This is a genomic window from Curvivirga aplysinae (genome assembly GCF_009711445.1).
Lineage (GTDB): Bacteria > Pseudomonadota > Alphaproteobacteria > UBA8366 > Aestuariispiraceae > Curvivirga > Curvivirga aplysinae.
The window spans coordinates 1-20,752 of record NZ_SMMC01000174.1 but is presented as its reverse complement, the minus strand read 5'-3'; the positions used below and the strand labels follow the sequence as shown (position 1 = coordinate 20,752).

The 20,752-nt window shown below is 42.8% G+C and carries 22 protein-coding genes; 8 read left to right on the top strand and 14 right to left on the bottom strand.

The genetic code is table 11. The annotated features are described in order from the left end of the window. The first annotated feature begins 116 nt into the window (after positions 1–116). Positions 117–1,010, top strand: a complete 894-nt coding sequence (gene rpoH, locus E1160_RS08605) for an RNA polymerase sigma factor RpoH (RefSeq protein WP_155154740.1) — start codon at positions 117–119, stop codon at positions 1,008–1,010. A 63-nt stretch (positions 1,011–1,073) separates the two neighbouring features. Here the strand turns inward: rpoH and E1160_RS08600 are convergent, their stop codons facing one another. From E1160_RS08600 to E1160_RS08585, 4 genes are all read right to left on the bottom strand, one after another. Next, entirely contained in the window at positions 1,074–1,724 is a 651-nt protein-coding gene (locus E1160_RS08600) for a hypothetical protein (protein WP_155154739.1), read from the bottom strand. 11 nt (positions 1,725–1,735) lie between these two features. Then, positions 1,736–3,793: a serine/threonine-protein kinase gene (locus E1160_RS08595; RefSeq protein ID WP_155154738.1), complete on the bottom strand. Its 2,058-nt coding sequence runs from the start codon at positions 3,791–3,793 to the stop codon at positions 1,736–1,738. A 209-nt stretch (positions 3,794–4,002) separates the two neighbouring features. Next, complete coding sequence (locus tag E1160_RS08590) at positions 4,003–5,295, bottom strand: adenylosuccinate synthase (protein WP_155154737.1); 1,293 nt, start codon at positions 5,293–5,295, stop codon at positions 4,003–4,005. A gap of 65 nt (positions 5,296–5,360) precedes the next feature. Continuing rightward, positions 5,361–6,530, bottom strand: coding sequence for an ATP phosphoribosyltransferase regulatory subunit (locus E1160_RS08585; RefSeq protein WP_155154736.1), 1,170 nt, complete (start codon positions 6,528–6,530; stop codon positions 5,361–5,363). Between the two features lie 232 nt (positions 6,531–6,762). On the opposite strand from E1160_RS08585, the gene E1160_RS08580 reads away from it, so the two are divergent. The 3 genes from E1160_RS08580 to E1160_RS08570 all read left to right on the top strand — a co-directional run bounded on the left by E1160_RS08580 (position 6,763) and on the right by E1160_RS08570 (position 9,582). Further along, the gene (locus tag E1160_RS08580; RefSeq protein ID WP_155154735.1) at positions 6,763–7,965 is read left to right on the top strand and encodes a multidrug effflux MFS transporter; all 1,203 of its coding nucleotides are present in this window, start codon (positions 6,763–6,765) and stop codon (positions 7,963–7,965) included. Between the two features lie 45 nt (positions 7,966–8,010). Next, complete coding sequence (locus E1160_RS08575) at positions 8,011–8,703, top strand: nitroreductase family protein (RefSeq protein WP_155154734.1); 693 nt, start codon at positions 8,011–8,013, stop codon at positions 8,701–8,703. 123 nt (positions 8,704–8,826) lie between these two features. Beyond that, positions 8,827–9,582, top strand: coding sequence for a substrate-binding periplasmic protein (locus tag E1160_RS08570; RefSeq protein WP_155154733.1), 756 nt, complete (start codon positions 8,827–8,829; stop codon positions 9,580–9,582). Positions 9,583–9,719: 137 nt separating this feature from the next. Here the strand turns inward: E1160_RS08570 and rpsD are convergent, their stop codons facing one another. Then, a complete protein-coding gene (gene rpsD / locus E1160_RS08565; protein ID WP_155154732.1) occupies positions 9,720–10,334 on the bottom strand; it encodes a 30S ribosomal protein S4 in 615 nt (204 codons plus the stop codon). 250 nt (positions 10,335–10,584) lie between these two features. On the opposite strand from rpsD, the gene E1160_RS08560 reads away from it, so the two are divergent. Further along, complete coding sequence (locus E1160_RS08560) at positions 10,585–11,460, top strand: DMT family transporter (protein ID WP_155154731.1); 876 nt, start codon at positions 10,585–10,587, stop codon at positions 11,458–11,460. On the opposite strand, the gene E1160_RS08555 is transcribed toward E1160_RS08560, so the two are convergent. Genes E1160_RS08555 through cysS form a run of 4 tightly spaced genes read right to left on the bottom strand, consistent with a single transcriptional unit; the run spans position 11,457 to position 15,952 of the window. Further along, complete coding sequence (locus tag E1160_RS08555; protein ID WP_155154730.1) at positions 11,457–12,215, bottom strand: RNA methyltransferase; 759 nt, start codon at positions 12,213–12,215, stop codon at positions 11,457–11,459. The genes E1160_RS08560 and E1160_RS08555 overlap by 4 nt on opposite strands. A gap of 5 nt (positions 12,216–12,220) precedes the next feature. Further along, entirely contained in the window at positions 12,221–12,964 is a 744-nt protein-coding gene (locus E1160_RS08550) for a 5'-methylthioadenosine/adenosylhomocysteine nucleosidase (protein ID WP_155154729.1), read from the bottom strand. An 18-nt stretch (positions 12,965–12,982) separates the two neighbouring features. After that, positions 12,983–14,584 (bottom strand): citramalate synthase, encoded by a 1,602-nt coding sequence (cimA, locus tag E1160_RS08545; RefSeq protein ID WP_407923891.1) that lies wholly within the window; start codon positions 14,582–14,584, stop codon positions 12,983–12,985. A 6-nt stretch (positions 14,585–14,590) separates the two neighbouring features. Continuing rightward, on the bottom strand, positions 14,591–15,952 hold the full coding sequence (gene cysS / locus E1160_RS08540; RefSeq protein ID WP_155154727.1) for a cysteine--tRNA ligase: 1,362 nt from the start codon (positions 15,950–15,952) through the stop codon (positions 14,591–14,593). Between the two features lie 341 nt (positions 15,953–16,293). Here cysS and E1160_RS08535 point away from each other — a divergent pair, with 341 nt between their 5' ends. After that, positions 16,294–17,472 (top strand): BaiN/RdsA family NAD(P)/FAD-dependent oxidoreductase, encoded by a 1,179-nt coding sequence (locus tag E1160_RS08535; RefSeq protein WP_155154726.1) that lies wholly within the window; start codon positions 16,294–16,296, stop codon positions 17,470–17,472. 61 nt (positions 17,473–17,533) lie between these two features. Here E1160_RS08535 and E1160_RS08530 read toward each other — a convergent pair whose 3' ends face one another. The 3 genes from E1160_RS08530 to E1160_RS08520 are packed head-to-tail and all read right to left on the bottom strand — an operon-like array spanning position 17,534 to position 18,445. Further along, positions 17,534–17,908, bottom strand: coding sequence for a RidA family protein (locus E1160_RS08530; RefSeq protein ID WP_155154725.1), 375 nt, complete (start codon positions 17,906–17,908; stop codon positions 17,534–17,536). Between the two features lie 18 nt (positions 17,909–17,926). Then, the gene (locus E1160_RS08525) at positions 17,927–18,115 is read right to left on the bottom strand and encodes a DUF2798 domain-containing protein (protein ID WP_268890611.1); all 189 of its coding nucleotides are present in this window, start codon (positions 18,113–18,115) and stop codon (positions 17,927–17,929) included. 36 nt (positions 18,116–18,151) lie between these two features. Then, entirely contained in the window at positions 18,152–18,445 is a 294-nt protein-coding gene (locus E1160_RS08520; protein ID WP_155154723.1) for a putative quinol monooxygenase, read from the bottom strand. Positions 18,446–18,552: 107 nt separating this feature from the next. Between E1160_RS08520 and E1160_RS08515 the strand changes: the two genes are divergently transcribed. Both E1160_RS08515 and arfB read left to right on the top strand, forming a co-directional pair. Beyond that, positions 18,553–19,452, top strand: coding sequence for a LysR family transcriptional regulator (locus tag E1160_RS08515; RefSeq protein ID WP_155154722.1), 900 nt, complete (start codon positions 18,553–18,555; stop codon positions 19,450–19,452). A gap of 42 nt (positions 19,453–19,494) precedes the next feature. After that, the gene (arfB, locus tag E1160_RS08510; RefSeq protein WP_328597142.1) at positions 19,495–19,926 is read left to right on the top strand and encodes an alternative ribosome rescue aminoacyl-tRNA hydrolase ArfB; all 432 of its coding nucleotides are present in this window, start codon (positions 19,495–19,497) and stop codon (positions 19,924–19,926) included. 44 nt (positions 19,927–19,970) lie between these two features. Here the strand turns inward: arfB and E1160_RS17375 are convergent, their stop codons facing one another. Both E1160_RS17375 and E1160_RS17370 read right to left on the bottom strand, forming a co-directional pair. After that, a complete protein-coding gene (locus tag E1160_RS17375; RefSeq protein ID WP_268890610.1) occupies positions 19,971–20,270 on the bottom strand; it encodes a phytanoyl-CoA dioxygenase family protein in 300 nt (99 codons plus the stop codon). Beyond that, positions 20,245–20,752: phytanoyl-CoA dioxygenase family protein (locus tag E1160_RS17370; protein WP_218048795.1), on the bottom strand; the 508-nt coding region annotated here is incomplete at its 5' end. The genes E1160_RS17370 and E1160_RS17375, both read right to left, overlap by 26 nt.

Here is a 20,752-nt window from a genome sequence, read left to right as displayed (position 1 = left end):
CTTGAAAAAACATGAGTGATCCCCATATTGTATCTATATCGGATCGTAATAGGTAAAAACGTCATAAATGATAATTGACAAGCGAGCCGACTAACAGAGATTTAAAAGGTGAAATTATGAGTAATAGCGCAACAGGAAATTTACCCGTTCTAACGCCGGAAAGTAATCTACAACGTTATATGGATGAAATCCGTCAGTTCCCTATGCTGGAACCAGATCAGGAATATATGCTTGCGCGTCGTTGGCGCGAAGACGAAGATCGTGACGCGGCCCACCAACTTGTAACTTCACATCTTCGCCTCGTCGCTAAAATTGCCATGGGCTATAAAGGATATGGGCTGCCCGTTGCAGAACTTATCTCCGAAGGCAATGTTGGCATGATGCAGGCAGTAAAGCGATTTGATCCGGAAAAAGGTTTTCGCCTCGCAACTTATGCGATGTGGTGGATCCGTGCTTCCATTCAGGAATACATCCTTCATAGTTGGTCTTTGGTTAAAATGGGCACAACTGCGGCTCAGAAAAAGTTATTCTTTAACCTGCGTCGCATCAAAGGTCGCTTACAAGCATTTGAAGAAGGTGACCTTCACCCAGAAAACGTGAAAAAAATAGCTGAAGAGTTAGATGTGCCTGAACAAGACGTTGTTTCAATGAATCGTCGTTTGGCTGGAGCTGATAATTCACTCAATGCGCCATTGAAAGCCAATGGTGATGGTGATGGTGAGTGGATGGACTGGTTAGAAGATGAAACTGATAACCAAGAGGCCGTCTATGCTGAAAGCGAAGAGTTAACTTTACGTCGTGAATTACTTGCGGAAGCAATGGAACATCTCAATACACGTGAACGTGAAATTCTTACGCAGCGTCGTTTAGTAGACCCTGTTCAGACTCTAGAGGAATTAAGCCAAGTCTATAATATCAGCCGCGAGCGTGTCCGTCAGATTGAAGCACGTGCCTTTGAAAAGCTTCAAAAAGCAATGCGCAATTTGGCACTTGAGAAAAATTTAGTTTAAGACTTTACCCAACCTAGAAAAAACTTACGGCCGTCCATGATAGGGCGGCCTTTTTATTTATCCTTATCCCTGCTGCTTCTTCTTGGCGCGTGCTTCTTTAATTTTTTCCTTCTTGGCAAGCGCCTTTTTAAGCTCTACGGCTTTGACCTGATCTTCTTCGGATAAAGGTGGTGGCGATCCATCTTCCAAAGCCAAATCCGGATCAAACCGCATCAAATCTGCAGATACCATCGGCGCTGTTTCACGCACAACTTCGCCCCATTCCTTTACCAAAGCATCCTGCTGCTCTTTAATCTTCTTATTCCGGATTAAGGAATATGCATGCAGATAAGAAAATACAACTGGCGGCAACATAAAATAGATAAGCCAACCAGCCCCCGCAGTACCAAACATTATTAACCAATTCAAAGGATCACTTAACAATGTAAGTGCGCGTTCGAAAGTATTGTCGCCGCTGCTCCACATATCCATACAGACATAAATCGCACCTGCGATATTCATATATCCAACAGTACGTGTCGCATATTTCCCTTCGCTTTTATCCACGAAATAGGCAACTCCTGTTGGTATCATCCCTCCAGCAATAACAATTGCTGTTGAAAAGAAAATCAGCGCGGTTACAGGCATGGCAATCCAAAGCATAAACCTTTTTGCAAAAGAGTTTTGCTTCTGATCATCATTCTGTTTATTTTTACTTTTCTTATCCTTTGCCATTCCCATTCAACCTATAAAAACAGTTTGAAAATAGAGGCAATACAAACACCCAAAACCCCAAGTGTCGCTGCAATACCACTTGAAATTTTGCCACCGATTGTGCCCGCAATCTTATGACGGTCTTTAATCTCTTCATATAAACGCGCCTGCTTAACTACCACCACCGTATATTCATGTACCGCCTTGGAGAATTCCGCGTGATCTCTTTGCAAGGCTTCTTTATCATCCACAATCGCTATAATTTCTTTAATGCGACCATTTTTTGCCGCCTTATCCATGCGTTCACGAATAGCTGCCTGCTCATCGTTGGAATAGAATTGATCAATATAAGGCTGCAAGAAATTCACACAAGCCATGGCCAAATCCACATAACCGCGCTTACTGATTGTCTCTTGCAAATGCATCAAGATACGCACCTGTGCAACCGCATTTTCGACAGCCTGATGTCCACTATCCATTGCCTGTAAATATCTATTCATATTACGTTTATGGTTTACCGCGATATAGGCTGCAATATTTCGATCGATTAATGCATTTAGTTTCCATTTGCGACGACGTGCCAATCGATCTAAAGCGGGCAAGAGATAATCCAAATTCGGCACATAATCATCTTCAAACATGACCGAAGAACAAGGCATGTAATCATTAAGCTCATACACAACACGTTCAAGGCCATTCCCCATTTGACGATTCACTAACAAAAGCTTCGCTTTTTCAAGACGTTGCAAAACACGCAATTGGTCTTGATTAGGACGCTCTTGCATTTCCAACCAAAATGGCACCAAGCCCATATCAATTACTTTAACAAAGAATTGGGTAAAATCACGATTATGAATATTAATAGCCACCATCTGTGCAAAACCGTCAAAAGCACAAGCGATTTCACGTACCTGCACCGGCCATACCGGGGATAAACTCATCAAAATACGAGACACAAGGCGTTCCTGATCTGCTTGCGTCACTGCATTGCCAGCTGCGACGCCTTTCGCAATATTGACTGCCTCAATACGATCATCATCAGATAGACTGCGACGTAGCCATGTATCCAAATTACCTTCTTGTATAAGACCAACAGCTTGATCCCAGTTTTGAGAAAAGCCTAATGCCACTTCTCGCGCGGTATCATATTCCTTACCGTTGATCATAAATGGACGGGACGCTTTTTGCCCCATTGAATGTTGTCGCGGGTTCATGCGCCGACCATTCACCCACATTGCCAAATCTTCAACGCCCCATCGATCATCTTCATTATCGTTTAAAAGACCACGCAGAACTTCCATTACAGCAGGCGACACACGATGGCTTAATGCCATTGACGCATAAGTACCATAGGTTAACTTGGCGCGAAGCAACTCTGTGTCATCGGGGAATTGCGACACTGGATTTTTACCCATAACAAAGGCAAGCAAAGTAACACCTAATGCATACATATCATCTGCACGCGATCCCGGGCTACGACCCGTTGGATGAGATAACGCATTAGAAATCGTTGAATATGCAACAGGCTGAGCTACATTGGCAGGAGATGTATAACATTCTCCAAGCATCACCTCATTTTCTTGACCAGATGTAAAAAACACATTATCCGCACGGATCGCCCCATGAAATACACCTACGGCATGCATTTCACGTATAGCGGCCGTTAAAGGATCAATTACGATACGAAGAAGCTCCTCCTCTTTCATCGGACGACGCGTTGTTTCAACTGTTTCAAAACAACGACTGCCTTCAGGCTTCTCACAAATCATTACAGGGCAGCGACGACCTTCAAGAGGCCAGTCAACAACATCCCAATCCTGCACTTTAATCAAATGCCTATCATCAAGCCGCGTTAAAAGAGAAATGATTCCCAATCGAGGGGGCATCGCAGGGTCACAGATATACGCATAGAATCCACGTTCCTTATCTTTTCTTCGTGTTGCTACAGCTTTAAAAGCAAAAGCAGGTGGAGAATCCATGCTGGGAATAGGTTGGTCCGGCAGAATTTCAAAGCGTCCTTTTACCTCAACAGGACCACCTTTGCCGCCGCTTGATGCATCTTTTTTGGGCTTTCCGATTTTCAGCGCCATCTAAAGAATACCTACCCTATCCAAAACCAAGTAGCCTCAAGTATGTAAGAAGCTCAAAAAAATACAATCAAATTAATCCAAATTTAGATTAACCTATTTGAATCTTAACATGATTTGGACATATTGTTGCAAATGAAAAAGGGTGCGAAACTGATTGCTCGCACCCTTCTTATATTTTTTTGCTTATTCGACGTATTACAACGCCTTAATTAGCCTTCAAACGGATCACGTACCAAGATTGTATCATCGCGTTCCGGACTTGTACTTAGAACAGCTACAGGAGTTTCAATCAACTCCTCAATACGACGTACATATTTGATGGCTTTTGCAGGTAAATCAGCCCAACTTCGTGCACCTTCAGTACTTTCGTTCCACCCTTCCATGGTTTCATAGATAGGCTCAACTTTTGGCTGCAAATCTGTTTGTGCTGGCAGGTGGTCATATTCTTTGCCATCAATTTTATAGCCAACACAAATTTTCAACTCTTCAAAACCATCTAAAACATCAAGTTTTGTCAAAGCGATACCATTCATGCCGGAAATTTTGCAAGATTGACGCACTAAAACAGCATCAAACCAGCCACAACGACGTTTACGCCCTGTTACAACACCAAATTCATGACCACGTTCACCCAATTTCTGACCAATTTCATTTTCTTGTTCAGTTGGGAAAGGGCCAGATCCAACACGCGTTGTATAAGCCTTGGTAATACCGAGGATATAACCAACTTGACCAGGACCAACACCACTACCAGCAGCAGCTTGACCAGAAATTGTATTAGAAGATGTTACAAATGGATATGTACCATGATCGATATCCAATAACATGCCTTGCGCACCTTCAAACAATGCACGCTTATTTTCCTGACGCGCTTTATCCAAAGTTTTCCAGACTACATCCACATATGGTAATACTTTAGGTGCAATCTCTAAAAGATCACTGATCAATTTATCACGATCAATTGGCTCTTCACCCAAACCTTTTAACAATGGGTTGTGATGTGCCAGCAAATTATCAATACGCTCTTCCAAGAAAGCACGATCTGCCAAATCACAAACACGTACCGCACGACGAGCAACTTTATCTTCATAAGCAGGGCCAATACCACGACCAGTGGTACCAATCTTTTTATCCCCACGCGCCTTTTCACGCACAGCATCCAAATTGGAATGTACAGGCAAGATCAATGCAGCATTCTCAGCGATCTTCAAGTTATCAGGACCAATTTCAACGCCTTGGGAACGAATAGCTTCGATCTCTTTCACCAAAGCCCAAGGGTCAACAACAACACCATTACCAATGATGGATTGCTTACCTGGGCGAACAATACCAGATGGCAATAAGGAAAGTTTGTATACCTTGCCATCAATTACCAAGGTATGGCCTGCATTATGACCGCCTTGAAAACGTACAACGACATCTGCACGCTCAGACAACCAGTCCACAATCTTACCTTTACCTTCATCGCCCCATTGGGAACCAACCACAACTACATTGGTCATTCTTTTGTCCTTCCAGACTAAACAGGCTCGACTACTGATCGAACCATTAGTTTAAGCCAAATAAATCATTCAACAGCCCAGATTAAGACTTCCTGAACTTCACCTGACAACCAGATAAAGCCGCAATTTGCAGCTTTGGCCCGCACGGGCACATCTTCATCCGCATAAAGGCCAGCAACCGTTGCCCAGCCTTCGTCACGTAATTTTTCACCAATAGCCACTTCTGTGCCGTAAGGTAGATACACACGTTTCAAACCAGCAACTATTGGTGCGGCACGTAAAACTGTATCCATGTATAGAGAAAAGCCAGCAGCAGGTTCTTTAGCTTCACCAGCTTCATAGCGCCCACCGCGCCCTAACTCACCTCTAATATTTTTAGCAAACAAGGTGAAACTCAGCCCTGTTTGATATTCAAAGCCACGATGCTCCACAGGATCCACCGTAAACATCACATCTTTTAAATTACTTTTCAAAATATCAAGAACCGCCGCCAAGCGATCACGTTCCGCTGCTGCGACATCCGGTAAATTCAAGCCCTTCAATTTTTCAAGCGCCTGATCCGCCAACCCACTTGCATTTAATAAAGTACCAAAAATCTCGGCTGCCTTTGCTGGAAGTGTCGCAACTTCTGCAGCATCTTTTCGATCCAAAGCAACACGTAAAGATTTGGTTTCTTCTTTCGTTAAACCAAGACTTTCTGCAATAGATAAAACAACCGTCGGCAAACTTAGATCGACAGAAATATCTTTCACGCCCGCCGCTTGCAGTGCCTTAACAGCTAATGTAATGACTTCTGCATCCGCTTCTGGAACATCAGCACCAATTAATTCGGCTCCAGCTTGGGCAAATTGACGTTCTGGACGTAATTGACTACCCTTCACCCGAAGAACATGCCCCGCATAACTTAGGCGAAGCGGTCGCTCCACACTACGCAAACGAGTACCCGCAATACGCGCGACCTGTGGCGTCATATCCGCACGAACCCCCATCATGCGCTGACTTATCGGGTCCATAAGACGGAAGGTGTGCGATGCCATCGCTTGCCCCGCACCATTCAATAAATTTTCCTCAAACTCGACCAATGGTGGCTCAACACGTTCATATCCCATTGAGGCAAACGCATGCACGACTTTATCCAAAACAGCAGCTTCATGAAGAGCTTCAGGCGGCAACTGGTCACCGAGACCTTGAGGCAAAAGAGATACTGCGCCATTTTGTGTATCGTTATCTAACATGGAAAAATTGGCTCCAACCAAGCAAGTCGAACGGTATCAACAAGCGATACCTGTTAAGTCTTGGACTTGGTACAACTTTTAACCATGTGTTTCAAGCCCCGAAAGCCTAATGAAACACGCTTTCCACAGATATCTTTAAATTCTTGAAAATCTATAAATACTCATCAATTGGAAACACTCCTAAGCAAGATTAACACTTGTTTAATGGAGTATGAATTCATAGATTGGCGCCATGATGAAAAAAGATAGAAAACACATACACAAAGCTGAACTAATCGCTCTTTGCGCAATGCTCACTTCACTTGTCGCCATGTCCATTGATTCCATGCTACCAGCCCTCCAAATCATGGGCCAAGAGCTTGGCGTATTGGCGGAAAACGATAATCAGTTGGTTGTCTCTGTTCTGTTTTCTGGCTTTGCCATCGGACAGCTTTTTATGGGACCGCTATCAGATAGCATTGGTCGAAAACTGGCCATCTTTTTTGGACTAGGCCTCTTTCTATTCGGGTCCATTCTCTGCGTCACTGCTGAAAGTTTTGAAACTATGTTGTGGGGGCGATTTATTCAGGGGTTAGGTGTTGCAGGACCACGTATTGTTACCATGGCCTTGATTCGCGACCTTTATGAAGGACGCGGGATGGCACAAATTATGTCCTTCATTATGGCTGTTTTTATCATTGTACCAGCTTTGGCTCCTTCTGTCGGGCAAGCTATTCTTGCAGTCGCAGAATGGCGTTGGATTTTCCTTACACTCATCATCATGGCTGCGATTGGATTTATCTGGTTACTAACACGCCAACCCGAAACACTAGATAAAGAAAAAAGACTACCTTTTTCGCCCAAGCAAATTTGGACAGGCATCAAAGAGACATGCGCTACCCGTGCGTCTTTTGGCTACACTATTGCTGCGGGTATCATCTTCGGCGCCTTCATCGGCTATTTAAGCTCCGCGCAGCAAATCTTCCAAGACGTTTATGATGCGGGTGAAAATTTCCCTATCTACTTCGGCGTTTTGGCACTCGCCATCGGTGCAGCCTCCCTTGTGAATGGAAAGCTTGTTGTAAAATACGGAATGCGCAATTTATTGATTAAAGCCCTTATGGCTAAAATCGTTATTTGTTTTGCCTTCTTACCCTTTGTTCTTTTTGCTGAAGGTAGACCTGATCTTCTGTATTTTATGATTTGGGGCATGTCTGCATTCTTTTGCACAGGTATCTTATTTGGAAATTTTAACGCGCTTGCGCTTGAACCTTTAGGGCATATTGCAGGGATTGCCTCTTCTGTCATCGGCGCCCTTTCAACTTTAATTTCCATTTTCTTAGGATATGCAGTGGGGAATGCTTATGATTTCAATGTCACACCATTGGTTGCAGGCTTTGGTTTTTTAAGTTTACTTGGACTTTTTGTTGTCTATTGGACCGAACGCAAATTATAATCCTGCCCATAATTATAAATCATAATTGTGGCGGGAGTATTTTTGATGACCAATAGTCAATTCGGACAGGATTTCGAACCGATTCCCCTTCCAGATTATCAAGCTTATCCTGAAACCGAGATGTTGGAACGCGCGCAAGCCTTTTACCATGAAGTCAAACGTCGCCACACGGTCAGAGATTTTTCTGATAAATCCGTTCCCAAAGAAATCATCGAACAATGTATACTTTCTGCAGGCTCAGCCCCCAATGGTGCAAACCACCAACCATGGCATTTTTGCGTCATTGGTGATGCCCATAAGAAAAAGCGCATTCGAATTGAAGCAGAAAAAGAAGAGCAGGAATTTTATGATGGTCGGGCCGGCGAAGAATGGCTTAAAGCACTAAAACCAATTGGCACAGACCCAAACAAACCTTTCCTTGAAACGGCCCCGTGGCTCATTGCTATCTTTGGGCAACGCCGAAGCATCGGTGCAGATGGCGAAGAATATAAAAATTACTATGTGCCAGAATCTGTTTCTATCGCAACCGGCTTCCTGATCATGGCACTTCACAATGCAGGTTTGGCAACCTTAACACACACGCCGGCCCCCATGGGCTTCTTGAATGAAATTTGCGAACGCCCAACCAATGAGAAACCCTATATTCTATTGGTTGCAGGATACCCATCGGAAGATGCCGTAATTCCCAAACATGCAACCGAGAAAAAAGCATTGGAGGAAATCAGTAGCTTTTTCTAAATTTATGAACCGCCACGGATTATTAAAACAGCCCAAAAAAATAAAAAGGCATCACTATCAATTATTTAGTAGCATTAATCTCGATTGTCTCTATGATTACGCATCGCGGTATAGGAGTACGCAATGAATTTAAAAGCAATTATTCTAGTTTTATCTTTAGTTCTTATAGCCAGCCGATCTGGCTATGCCGAAACTTATAGACTGGTAACTGCTTCATTTGCACCTTTTACATCACAAGACAGCGCCACAGGCGGGTTTCTCGTAGAATTGACGCGCGAAGCCTTAAAGATCAGAGAACATGATTTAGAGATAGATTTCAAACCGTGGGCGCGCGCTTTAAAAGAAGCTGCTAATGGTCGTTATGACGGCTTGTTAAGCGCATTTTATAATGAGGAACGCGCCAAGATTTTTCATTTTTCAGCCCCTCTAAATACAACGAAAATGGTTTTTGCTGCACATAAAGACAAAGTTTTATTCGACACATACTCTAATTTCGATCAGTTAAAATCTTACAGATTGGCAACAGGCCTAAAATGGGCCTATTCAAACGAGTTTGAAAACTATACTGGCTTCAACAAGCAAACCGTTAAAAACGAGCCAACTGGCATAAAATTACTATATCATGACCGCATTGATATATTTGCAGTCAATGCAGATCAATTGAAGTACAATTTGCTAAATATGCCAGAATACGATCCAAATAACATAAAAATTTTATCACCTGCCATTTCACAAAATGATCAACATATCGCATCAACCATCCAAAGCGAAGGCAGCTTAAAATTTCTATCGGAATTCAATACGGGACTCGCAGCAATCAAAGCAAATGGCACCTATGAGAAGATTTATAACCGCCACTTCAAAGTAGATGAGAAATAATACTCTAACTATTTTGGAAAATTAATCCCGTTGTTCGCACATATATTCTGAATAAGGCCTTATCTCTACATATAAAAACAAAAAAGCCGCTTCGAAATGAAGCGGCTTCCTCGTAATCTGATTTCGTCTCGTTAAAATTAACGAGAGTAGAATTCCACGATCAAGTTTGGTTCCATTTGAACCGGGTAAGGAACGTCTTCCAACTTAGGTGTGCGTTGGAATGTTGCTTTCAACTTACCTGCGTCCAAATCGATGTAATCTGGAACCTCACGTTCTGCAGAAGCTTGTGCTTCTAGAACCAATGGAATTTCGCGGGACTTTTGACGAACTTCGATAACGTCACCAACTTTAACATTGTAAGAAGCAATGTTTACGCGCTTACCATTAACCAATACGTGACCGTGGTTAATGAACTGACGAGCAGCGAATACTGTTGGTACGAATTTGGAACGATAAACAACCGCATCCAAACGATGTTCCAAAATACCGATCAAGTTTTCAGATGTATCGCCTTTACGACGTACAGCTTCTTGATAGTATTTTTTGAATTTCTTTTCGCCGATGTTACCGTAGTAACCTTTCAGCTTTTGTTTTGCCATCAACTGAACACCGAAGTCAGAAGGCTTCTTACGGCGTTGACCGTGTTGACCTGGGCCATATTCACGGGAGTTGATTGGAGATTTAGGACGACCCCATAGGTTTACACCCAAGCGGCGGTCGATTTTGTACTTCGCACTAATACGACGTGTCATTTCACTATTTCCTTAATTTCATAGTCTGTTTGTTGTCCCGGTAGTCCAATAAGCCCAAAACCCTAGTGAAGTCTTGGGAAAACTGGCGGGAAGAAGTGCAACAAGAAAGTCCACTTAATCCACATTCCCGGAAAGCGGGCGCATCATACGCATTTAAAAAGGATTGTCAAACCCTGAATTCGCCTATAAGGCAGAGTCTATAAGGAATATTAGAAAATAAACCATAATCAACTCATCAGGCGGGCATCATATGGATCAATTACAACATCGTAAAGGCTTACTAATTACCCTTATCGGGGTCTTAGTCCTTACCCCAGATTCGTTGCTTTTCTTTCTAGCGAATGTTGATCCGTTCGAAATGATCTTTTGGCGTGGCCTGTTTCAAGGAACAGCCCTAACTATTGGTTTCGCTTTTGTTTATAAAGATCAGTTTTTCCCAATGGTTAAAGCGATTGGTAAAACAGGTATACTTGTCTCCTTGTCCTTTGCTATTTGTAATATCTCCTTCGTTTATTCCCTCGCCTTGACCGGTGCGGCTAATACATTGATTTGTGTGGCAACCTCATCCATGTGGGCAGCCCTATTTAGTTTCTTAATCATGAAAGAACGTGTACGCCCGGTTACCTTGGTGGCAATGATCTTCGCCTTCATTGGGATTATCGTGGTGTTTATGGATGATTTTGGTAGCGCAGATTTAAGCCAAAACCTTTTCGGTATCGCAACTGCGATTACACTGGCCCTTTCCTTCACCTTAATTCGTAAGAAATCTCATGTGAATATGCTGCCGACTTCGGCTATCTCCGCCTTTATGGGCGCAATCATTGCAGTCAGCTTCCTATATCGTATCGATTATGAAGCTAGCCAATGGATATACATGGCAATCATGGGATTTGTTGTCGTGCCACTATCTTTCGCCTGCCTTGCTATTGGCCCACGCTATATCCCTGCGGCGGAAGTAAGTTTATTGATGTTATTAGAAACTGTTCTTGGCCCTATCTGGGTTTGGATTGGGATTGGCACAGAACCACATACCAACGAAATTTATGGCGGTGCAATCGTGGTCGGCACCTTACTAATTCATAGTCTCTATCGACTGAAATTCCCAAGAAAGAAAGCTGCGGCTTAATCCCGCAGCTTATCTATATCTCCAATTTCCAAACCAGCGCGCTTTAACGCAACCATCATACCATGGAAAGTCCGCGTTTCCTGTTCAGTCATCTGCGCACGTTGGAACAGATTCCGGATATTGCGCATCACGACAGGCTTCATATCAGGGGAACGGAAAAACCCACCTTGGTCCAACCCTTTTTCAAGCCGTGAAATAAAGTTATTAAATTCACCTTGCGAAACAGGCTGGCTATCATTGATTTCCAAATAACTTTCCGGTGTGTCATCCGAATGTTGATACCATTCATAGGCTAACAACAATACAGCTTGTGCTAAATTCAAGCTTTTGAAATCTGGGTTAAGAGGTACATTCACAATCGCATCAGCCAAAGCCACATCGTCATTGTTTAGACCCGACCTTTCCCCACCAAACAAAATACCACAGGTCTGTCCTTGAGCAGCTTTTTCATGAATTTCAACCGCAGCTTTTTTCGGCGTAACCACATGGGCCACCATATCCCGTGGACGTCCGGTTGTCGCATATACATATGTCAGATCAGCAACAGCATCTGCAGTGCTTTCAAAAAGCTTTGCCCCTTCAATAACCTCAATAGCGCCCGAAGATGCATCCCGTGCAGATTGACTAGGCCATCCATCTCTTGGATTCACCAAACGCAACTCCGTAAGCCCGCAATTTAGCATCGCACGCGCCACCATGCCGATATTCTCACCTAATTGCGGGATCACAAGAATGATTACGGGCTTATTAGTCATCTTAGTTATCCAAATAAATGTACAAGTTTGCGTGTTACACGTGCTGCATTAATAGACGCCGCAGCCAAGAAGGTATCAAAATCCATATGGCTTTCGCTTCCCGCCAGATCAGACAAGCATCGGACGACCACCCATGGACGGTTCATTTGTTCCGCTACCTGCACAATAGCCGCACCTTCCATTTCTACTGCCATTGCTTTGAAATCTTTATGCAAACGCACACGAGTTACCTCACAGTTGATGAAAGCATCCCCTGTTACAATCGCCCCAAAATGATGAGAAGGTGTTTCGTTATTCGGTAACGATTCCAGTATCACTTCATCAAGTAATTTATGGGAACGAGCTTTCAATTCTTCAGACATATTGAAGCCATGGGTACTATCAACGCCCGGCAATGGGAAAGCACCCGGCTGAAAGGTTTGTAATGCTTCCTCTTGAATCTTACCATAGTCATGTTGCACCAAACGTTCACCAATAACCACATCCCCTACATTCAATTTAGGGTCAAGACCACCAGCAACACCAGAGAACATCAAGGCACGACAATCAAAATGCGACACTAATAAAGTCGACACAATCGCTGCATTCACTTTGCCGATCCCAGTCTCGACAAACACAGCCTGTTCACCTTCAATCTTACCGCGATAAAAAGTGATATTCCCGACAATCACTTCTTCTGCTTGTCCATCAAGAAGATATTTAATTTCTTCTGGAATAGCAGAGATAATTCCAACTGGCTTATTTGTCATGACAGCTTCCTTTAAACCTTAATCAGCGCTTTTTTCACCAGCGCTAAACAATTTGAAAATATAGGCATCTCGTAAAGCAATATAGGATGCATCAATGATATTGGAAGAAACCCCAACAGTAGACCAACGTTCATCACCATGTTGGCTTTCGATCATAACACGTGTAATCGCATCGGTACCTGTACTATCGCCGCTTGGTTGCATGATCCGTACTTTGTAATCCACCAACTGCATATCTTTTAGCACAGGATAAAATTCAACCAAGGCCTGACGCAACGCATTATCCAACGCATTTACCGGACCATTTCCCATTGCCACACGCATATAACATTGACCACGCATATCCAAAGATACAGTAGCCTCAGATTCTGTAACCAATTCCCCCATCGCATTACGTCGACGGTCATCCATCACCCGAAAGCGAGAAAGTTTGAAATAGGCTGGTACCTGACCAATAGAACGACGTGCAAGCAATTCGAAACTGGCATCCGCACCGTCATAGCTATAGCCTTCATGTTCTTTCTTTTTCACATCATCCAATAACTGACGGATTTTACCTTCATCCTCAATTTTCACCTTGGCATCTTCAAGACGCGCAAGGATATTAGATCGTCCTGCCTGATCAGACACAACAATCTGGCGTCGATTTCCAACCAATTCTGGATTAATATGTTCATAAGTGGTTGGGTCTTTTGCCACTGCAGACACATGCAACCCCCCTTTATGCGCAAATGCACGTTCCCCTACATAAGGTTGATGATGATTTGGTGCACGATTGAGACGTTCATCCAATAAACGAGAGATGGAGGTCAACTTATGTAACGCATCTTCTTTGATGCCAGTCTCAAAGCCCATCTTCAAAATCAAAGAAGGAATCAAAGACATCATATTTGCATTGCCACAACGCTCCCCCAATCCATTCAAGGTACCTTGTACATGACGTGCGCCAGCACGTACCGCTGCCAAGGAATTTGCTACCGCATTTTCAGTATCATTATGGGCATGAATACCAAGATGATCCGCAGGCACATGTGCAGATACTTCCTTAACAATGCCATAAACCTCATGAGGTAAAGTACCACCATTTGTGTCACATAAAACAATCCAGCGCGCGCCAGCTTCATAAGCTGCCTTCACGCATTTCAGCGCATAGTCAGGATTAGCTTTATAACCATCAAAGAAATGTTCGGCATCATACATTGCCTCCCCTTTGCGCATCTTACAAAAGGCAATGCTGTCCGCAATCATGGCTACATTTTCTTCGCGCGGGATTTCAAGTGCCACATCCACATGGAAATCCCAACTTTTTCCAACCAGACAATTTGCAGTTGCTTTACTATTCACCAAAGGCGCTAATCCCGGATCATTTTCCGCAGAACGACCGGGGCGACGGGTCATCCCAAAAGCAACCAGCTTTGCATTACTCAAGGCAGGTGGATTTTCAAAGAAAGCATCATCTGTATGATTGGCCCCGGGCCAACCACCTTCAATATAATCTACGCCTAGATCATCTAAGGCTAGTGCAATCACGGTTTTATCAGCAACGGAAAAATCCACACCAGATGTCTGCGCCCCATCGCGCAAAGTGGTATCAAATAAATATACACGTTCAGCCATAATCGCCCCCTATGCCTTACGCCATTCAGTAACACCACCCGGCTTGTCTTCAAGAACAATCCCGCGTGCTGTTAATTCATCACGCACTGCATCTGCCTTGGCAAAATCTTTGTTGGCTTTGGCATCTTTACGCTTTTGGATCAAAGCCTCAATTTCAGCTGCCTCATCTTCATTACCTTCACCTTTAAACCAAATATCCGCATCTTGCTGGAATAACCCAAGAATTTCTGCAGAGGCTTTCAAACCAGCAACATCACCTGCATCAAAAAGTGCATGAAGGCGGGAAATCGCCAATGGCGTATTTAAATCATCTTCAAGAGCAGCTTGAACTTCGTTGTCAACCTGACTTGCAGCAACATCTGAATTTTCACCAATCAAACGATAGAACTTATCTAATTCTGTTTTAGCTTGGCGTAGTTTTTCTTTCGAGAAATCCAAAGGTTGTCGATACTGACTTTTCAGCAGCACAAGGCGTAAAGCTTCGCCCGGAAATTCCTGACGCAATTCATTCACGGTGTAGAAGTTCCCTAAAGACTTTGACATCTTTTCGCCTTCAGACATCAGATAGCCATTATGCATCCAATATTTTGCGTAAGAAGAGCCTTTATTGGCACAACAGCTTTGCGCCACTTCATTTTGATGATGTGGAAAGATCAAATCTTGACCACCGCCATGGATATCAAAATTTTCACCTAAATGTTTTTCTGACATGGCTGAACATTCAATATGCCAACCGGGACGACCATATCCCCAAGGGCTTTCCCAACCCGGTGTTTCATTATCACTTGGTTTCCATAACACGAAATCTGTTGGGTTCTTTTTATACGGCGCGACCTCAACACGGGCACCAACTTCCAACTCTTCCTGATCTTTATTTGAAAAATCACCATAATCAGGCCATGACTTTGTATCAAACAGCACGTGACCATCGTTAGCATAGGCATGACCATTATCGATCAATTTACCAATGATGTTTAACATCTCAGCAATATGCTCTGTTGCACGTGGTTGCACATCTGGTTGTAAACATCCAAGGGCTTGAGCATCTTCTTGGTATTGGCTATTTGTGACTTCTGTTAAAGCCCGAATGTCATCACGCAAGTCCGATTTACCATCCCAGTTTTCACGCGCACGATTATTAATCTTATCGTCCACATCGGTGATGTTGCGTACATATTTCACATGGTTCTTACCATAGTTCAGGCGCAGCAAACGATACAACACATCAAAAATCACCAACGGACGCGCATTCCCAATATGGATATAATCATATACGGTTGGTCCACACACATACATGCGGATATTTTGCGGATCATGTGGTTGAAATTCAGTCTCTTTACGTTGAGCTGTATCATAAATTTTTAACGGCATTGGATTTCTCGTTCCTGAAAATGATGCCCCGTTTATAAACGGCGCGTCCAAAAGATCAATTTTTTTAAAATATTTGGAGAGTTAGTCGCCAAAAAATTGGTCGGTTTCAATGATTGAAGAGCCGATCGGCTGGGTTGTTTATCTATAAAAAGCGATCAACAACAACAGCCGCCCATAATGCTAATCTCAGCAGGGCAGCAACAAATAACTGGAATGGTAATTTGCATAACTTGTGACATATCCAGACTATGACAAATTCCAACAAATTATACAAGCCGCTTCCAACATAATGGTGAATAACTATTGGCTATCCAATCTAAAGGCTTTATATCCAGATCATTATGCAAATATTCGATGTAATCATTATTGGTGGTGGGGCTGCGGGCCTCTTTTGTGCGATCCATGCGGGACAGCGCGGACGTAAGGTTCTGGTTGTGGATCATTCCAAAAAAATGGCAGAAAAAATCCGCATTTCAGGCGGTGGTCGTTGTAACTTTACAAATATCCATGCCAGCCCAAATGACTTTCTATCCAACAATCCACGTTTTTGTGTCTCTGCCTTAAAACGCTATACCCAACATGATTTCATTGATTTAGTAAAACGCCATGGCATTAAATTTCATGAAAAAACATTAGGTCAGCTTTTTTGCGATGATTCAGCAAAAGACATCATCAATATGCTACTGAAAGAATGTAAGGATGTTGGGGTTACCCTTCGCACGGAAACAAGTATCAACCAGATCACGAAGACAAATAATGGTTTTGCCCTTGAAAGCACAATGGGACCAATGGAATGTGAATCTTTGGTGGTTGCCTGTGGTGGCAAGTCCATTCCGAAGATCGGGGCAACGGGATTTGGCTATGAAGTTGCCGCACAATTTGGACATACCATTCTTGAAACACGCGCAGGTCTTGTTCCCCTAACTTTCACCGATCAACTTCTTGATCATATGAAGTCCCTATCAGGGCTATCTGTCGACGCTATTGTTAAATATGGCAAAACCACATTTCGTGAAGGAATGTTGTTTACGCATCGCGGGATTAGTGGACCGTCAATTTTACAAATTTCTTCTTATTGGAAAGAAGGTGATCCCATCGCCATCAACATGGCGCCGGACCATAATATTCAAGAAGAATTAGCCACCGCGCGAGACAAACATCCAAAGCAAAAATTATCGACTGTTTTAGCGAATTTCATTCCCAAACGCATTGCAGAGAAGATTACATCAGATGTCGGCGCAGACCGCACCATGGCGGAACTCGGCAAAAAAACTGTCAATCAAGCGGCAGCGATGATCAACAACTGGCAAGTTAAACCTTCCGGCACCGAAGGCTATCGCACAGCCGAAGTAACTCTAGGCGGGGTCGACACCAAAGAAATTTCATCCAAAACCTTTGAAAGCAATAAAACTGAAGGCTTATACTTTATTGGCGAAGTTATGGATGTAACCGGACATCTTGGCGGTTTTAATTTTCAATGGGCCTGGTCATCCGGTTATTGTGCCGGGCAATATGTGTGATTAATAACTCAGCCCAAAAGAGTTGAAATACCTATTGGACTGAGCACTGATGCATCTTTTGCTATCGCGCAAAAATTGCTTCGATTTCAATTTTAAGTTCTGGTGCAAAAAGTTGATCGATTTTTATGAGCGAACTTGCCGGTATATGTGCGCCATAAATTGAGAATAAAGTATCTCTCAATGTTTCCATCTCCTCAAACTCTGTTACAAAAATCTTCACTTTTATTAGCTTATCCAGTGAACTACCCATTTCGGACGCAACGATTTTCAATTGATCAAATATCGCAATCGCTTGTTGATCAATTGCATCATGCTGAGCATCACTTCCAAAGGCTGTAAAGCCGGATGTGTATAAAACGTCTCCATGTTGTACGACATGGGTATATGGCCCGAGTGGCTCTGTTAATTTTGAGATATTTTGACGATGAATATTCATTTTATTATTCCATAAGCATCATTGAAATTTTGTATAAATTCTTTTTGTTAGGCTTAGGATATGTGGACCACATAGGAACGAAATGACGGCTGCAGCAGGCCAAGCATATTGAAAAGCTTGAAACCATTGATCAAAGAACATGTCGCTATAACCCAGATTTAACCATGTTACCCACAAGGTCATAAAAAATGACAAAACCAAAGACATCAGAAGGGAAAAAATTATTCTGAAATACATGAGGCCTCACTGACCAATCGAGCCCGACATTTTTTCAATATAATTCACTTCAGTGTAGTTATGACTTAGATATTCAATCGTATGCACTTGCTCAAAATGTTTTGTCAGAGAATCCGCTGTTTCCCATATTTCCCACAAGGTGAATTTTTGGGGTTCTGAAAGATGTTGATGTATTTCAAACTTGATGCATCCTGGTTCTTTGACTGTTTCTGCCACTAAGTTTGCCAACGCTTCTTTGGCTTCAGAAACACGTGTTACATCCGTAACTTCAATACCTGCACTTACCCATAAATTACTCATATCAAATCCTTAAATTGCTGCTGTTTAGTTGATATGGATAGAAATATGTTGTTTTATATTTAAAATATATAGACAATTATGAAGATATTAATTCCAAAAATGAAATCATGTTAAACGACATCGCTCTCTTTATTCACATTGTTGAACAACGAAGTCTCGCCGCCGCGGGAAAAAGCTTGAACTTACCACCTGCCACCGTAACCCGACGATTAAAAAAGCTTGAAGAAACCTTGCAATGCCAGCTTATTCACAGATCCGCGCGTAACTTTGCTTTAACGGCAGAAGGCAGCAGTTATTACGATGCTTTTTCCGGTTTGGTAAAACAGATCGAAGAAACCGCACGTCATTTGAATTCAGAAATGCATCAAGTGAGCGGCCCCTTAAAAGTCTTGGCACCGACGAATATCTCCATCGGTATTTTACAGCCAATGTGGTCAGATTTCATAAAACAATATCCGGAAGTCCATCTCAATCTACAAATCAGTAACGGCTTGGAAGATATCGTTTTGTCCCAAGTGGATATCGCACTTCGCATCGGCCCCCAGAATGATTCCGCCCTATACCAAAAGAAATTAGGAAATATCGCAACAATTCTGGTTGCGTCACCTGGATATCTGGATAGATACGCCTCCCCCGATAGCTTATCTGAGCTTGCCAACCATCAAATCATCGTAACCGATATCTTTTCCAAATGGGTCTTAACCAATACTCAACTTAATCGTCAGGAAGATTACTATCCCAATGCGCATTTAATCCTGAATGATATATATCTGGCCTCGCAAATGGTTCAGGACGGTCATGGCATCGCCTTGTTACCCATAACCGAAGTCTACAAAGAATTAAATGAAGGAAAATTGCAAAGAGTTCTCACAGACTGGCAAGGCCCTGAAAGAGAAATATTTGCAATCTGGCCCACAGGAAAATTACTAAACGCCAAAGCAAAAGCTTTACGGGACTTTATGTCTGATTATATTTCGACCACGCCTATCTTGCAGGGGAAGTTTTAGAAGCTGTAAGAAGGAATTAAGCGCAAATAGATAGGAAAACTTGTGTCTGGTTTGAAGGTTACAAACACGATCATTATTAAAGATGATGAATTGGAAGAAAAATTTATTCGTGCCCCCGGCCCCGGCGGGCAACATGTAAATAAAACTTCTTCGGCTGTACAATTGCGCTTTAATGCGAAAGCTTGCCCGACCCTGTCTTCAACCGTTTATGATCGCTTAAAGACAATTGCCAGTCATCTGATCACCCAAGATGGTGAGATTATTATAACAGTTACCAGCCATCGTTCCTTGCAACGCAATCGCGAGGAAGCACGTGAAAGACTTTTTGACTTAATCCGAAAGGCAACCATCCAGCCGAAAAAACGTCGCCCAACAAAGCCAAGTAAATCCGCTAAAGCAAAACGCACGGATCAGAAAAAACAACGCGGCGCGATTAAAAAAAACCGTCTCAAAATTTCCAGATCAGAATATTAGCTTATACCAATGTCAGCATGCTGATTATTCTAGACTGCAACATATCAAGCATCAAACCATTTACCATCAGGGTCTCCTGGATAGACGCCTAAATGATCTCCATGAACCTGATACCCTATCAGACGACGAATATGCTCTGGATAGCTATCAGCTATTTCACGAGGAATCGTTAAATATTGGTTTTCCTCCTGACGCAACCATCCCAAACTATATGTATTGATCAAGCCAGAACGGGAGGATGTCGATTTATTTGCGCCGCCACCATGAATAGTTGACCCCAAATATACAACTACAGATCCTTTTGGCATAACTGCCTGCTCAATAATAGCATCCGACAGGTCCATGTCTTCGGTATAATTTTGGTCTTTTGAAATAATCTGTGTTGCACCATTTTCCTTTGGTAAAATCATCTAATGCCCACATTGCACCTATCTGTAACTCCATATCCAAAATATCTATTGGATAAAAACTCTCGTCTCTATGGAGTATTTGCGCCTTTTCACCTGGCATTATTTCAATTGCCGAACTACTGCCTAACCTATAACTCGCACAATTCGGTTTTAAAATAGCATCCGCAATTTTCATAACATACTCATGCGCGATAAGATCGGCAGATGTACGCGACAACCCAAGTATCCCCCCCAGACGCAAAGTTTTATATCCGTTAAAATCGTTTTCGAATTTATGCCCCTGCTCTTCAAAATGAGGCTGCAGTTCAGACTTCACCCGATCAACTATATCATGGCCAACAAGACTAGAAATTATTACAGCTCCATCCTGTTCCAATGCATTGATCATCTCACCTATATCGCAGCTTTTATCAAAT

Coding starts and splice junctions, on each gene's coding strand:
- E1160_RS08585 (WP_155154736.1), bottom strand. CDS start 6,530: ATGTTAGATAACGATACACAAAATGGCGCAGTATCTCTTTTGCCTCAA.
- E1160_RS08595 (WP_155154738.1), bottom strand. CDS start 3,793: ATGGCGCTGAAAATCGGAAAGCCCAAAAAAGATGCATCAAGCGGCGGC.
- E1160_RS08600 (WP_155154739.1), bottom strand. CDS start 1,724: ATGGCAAAGGATAAGAAAAGTAAAAATAAACAGAATGATGATCAGAAG.
- E1160_RS08520 (WP_155154723.1), bottom strand. CDS start 18,445: ATGAGTAATTTATGGGTAAGTGCAGGTATTGAAGTTACGGATGTAACA.
- rpoH (WP_155154740.1), top strand. CDS start 117: ATGAGTAATAGCGCAACAGGAAATTTACCCGTTCTAACGCCGGAAAGT.
- E1160_RS08575 (WP_155154734.1), top strand. CDS start 8,011: ATGACCAATAGTCAATTCGGACAGGATTTCGAACCGATTCCCCTTCCA.
- E1160_RS08555 (WP_155154730.1), bottom strand. CDS start 12,215: ATGACTAATAAGCCCGTAATCATTCTTGTGATCCCGCAATTAGGTGAG.
- cysS (WP_155154727.1), bottom strand. CDS start 15,952: ATGCCGTTAAAAATTTATGATACAGCTCAACGTAAAGAGACTGAATTT.
- E1160_RS17375 (WP_268890610.1), bottom strand. CDS start 20,270: ATGGACCTGTCGGATGCTATTATTGAGCAGGCAGTTATGCCAAAAGGA.
- E1160_RS08535 (WP_155154726.1), top strand. CDS start 16,294: ATGCAAATATTCGATGTAATCATTATTGGTGGTGGGGCTGCGGGCCTC.
- E1160_RS08590 (WP_155154737.1), bottom strand. CDS start 5,295: ATGACCAATGTAGTTGTGGTTGGTTCCCAATGGGGCGATGAAGGTAAA.
- E1160_RS08550 (WP_155154729.1), bottom strand. CDS start 12,964: ATGACAAATAAGCCAGTTGGAATTATCTCTGCTATTCCAGAAGAAATT.
- E1160_RS08560 (WP_155154731.1), top strand. CDS start 10,585: ATGGATCAATTACAACATCGTAAAGGCTTACTAATTACCCTTATCGGG.
- E1160_RS08580 (WP_155154735.1), top strand. CDS start 6,763: ATGATGAAAAAAGATAGAAAACACATACACAAAGCTGAACTAATCGCT.
- E1160_RS08525 (WP_268890611.1), bottom strand. CDS start 18,115: ATGTCTTTGGTTTTGTCATTTTTTATGACCTTGTGGGTAACATGGTTA.
- E1160_RS08530 (WP_155154725.1), bottom strand. CDS start 17,908: ATGAATATTCATCGTCAAAATATCTCAAAATTAACAGAGCCACTCGGG.
- rpsD (WP_155154732.1), bottom strand. CDS start 10,334: ATGACACGTCGTATTAGTGCGAAGTACAAAATCGACCGCCGCTTGGGT.
- E1160_RS08570 (WP_155154733.1), top strand. CDS start 8,827: ATGAATTTAAAAGCAATTATTCTAGTTTTATCTTTAGTTCTTATAGCC.
- E1160_RS08515 (WP_155154722.1), top strand. CDS start 18,553: ATGTTAAACGACATCGCTCTCTTTATTCACATTGTTGAACAACGAAGT.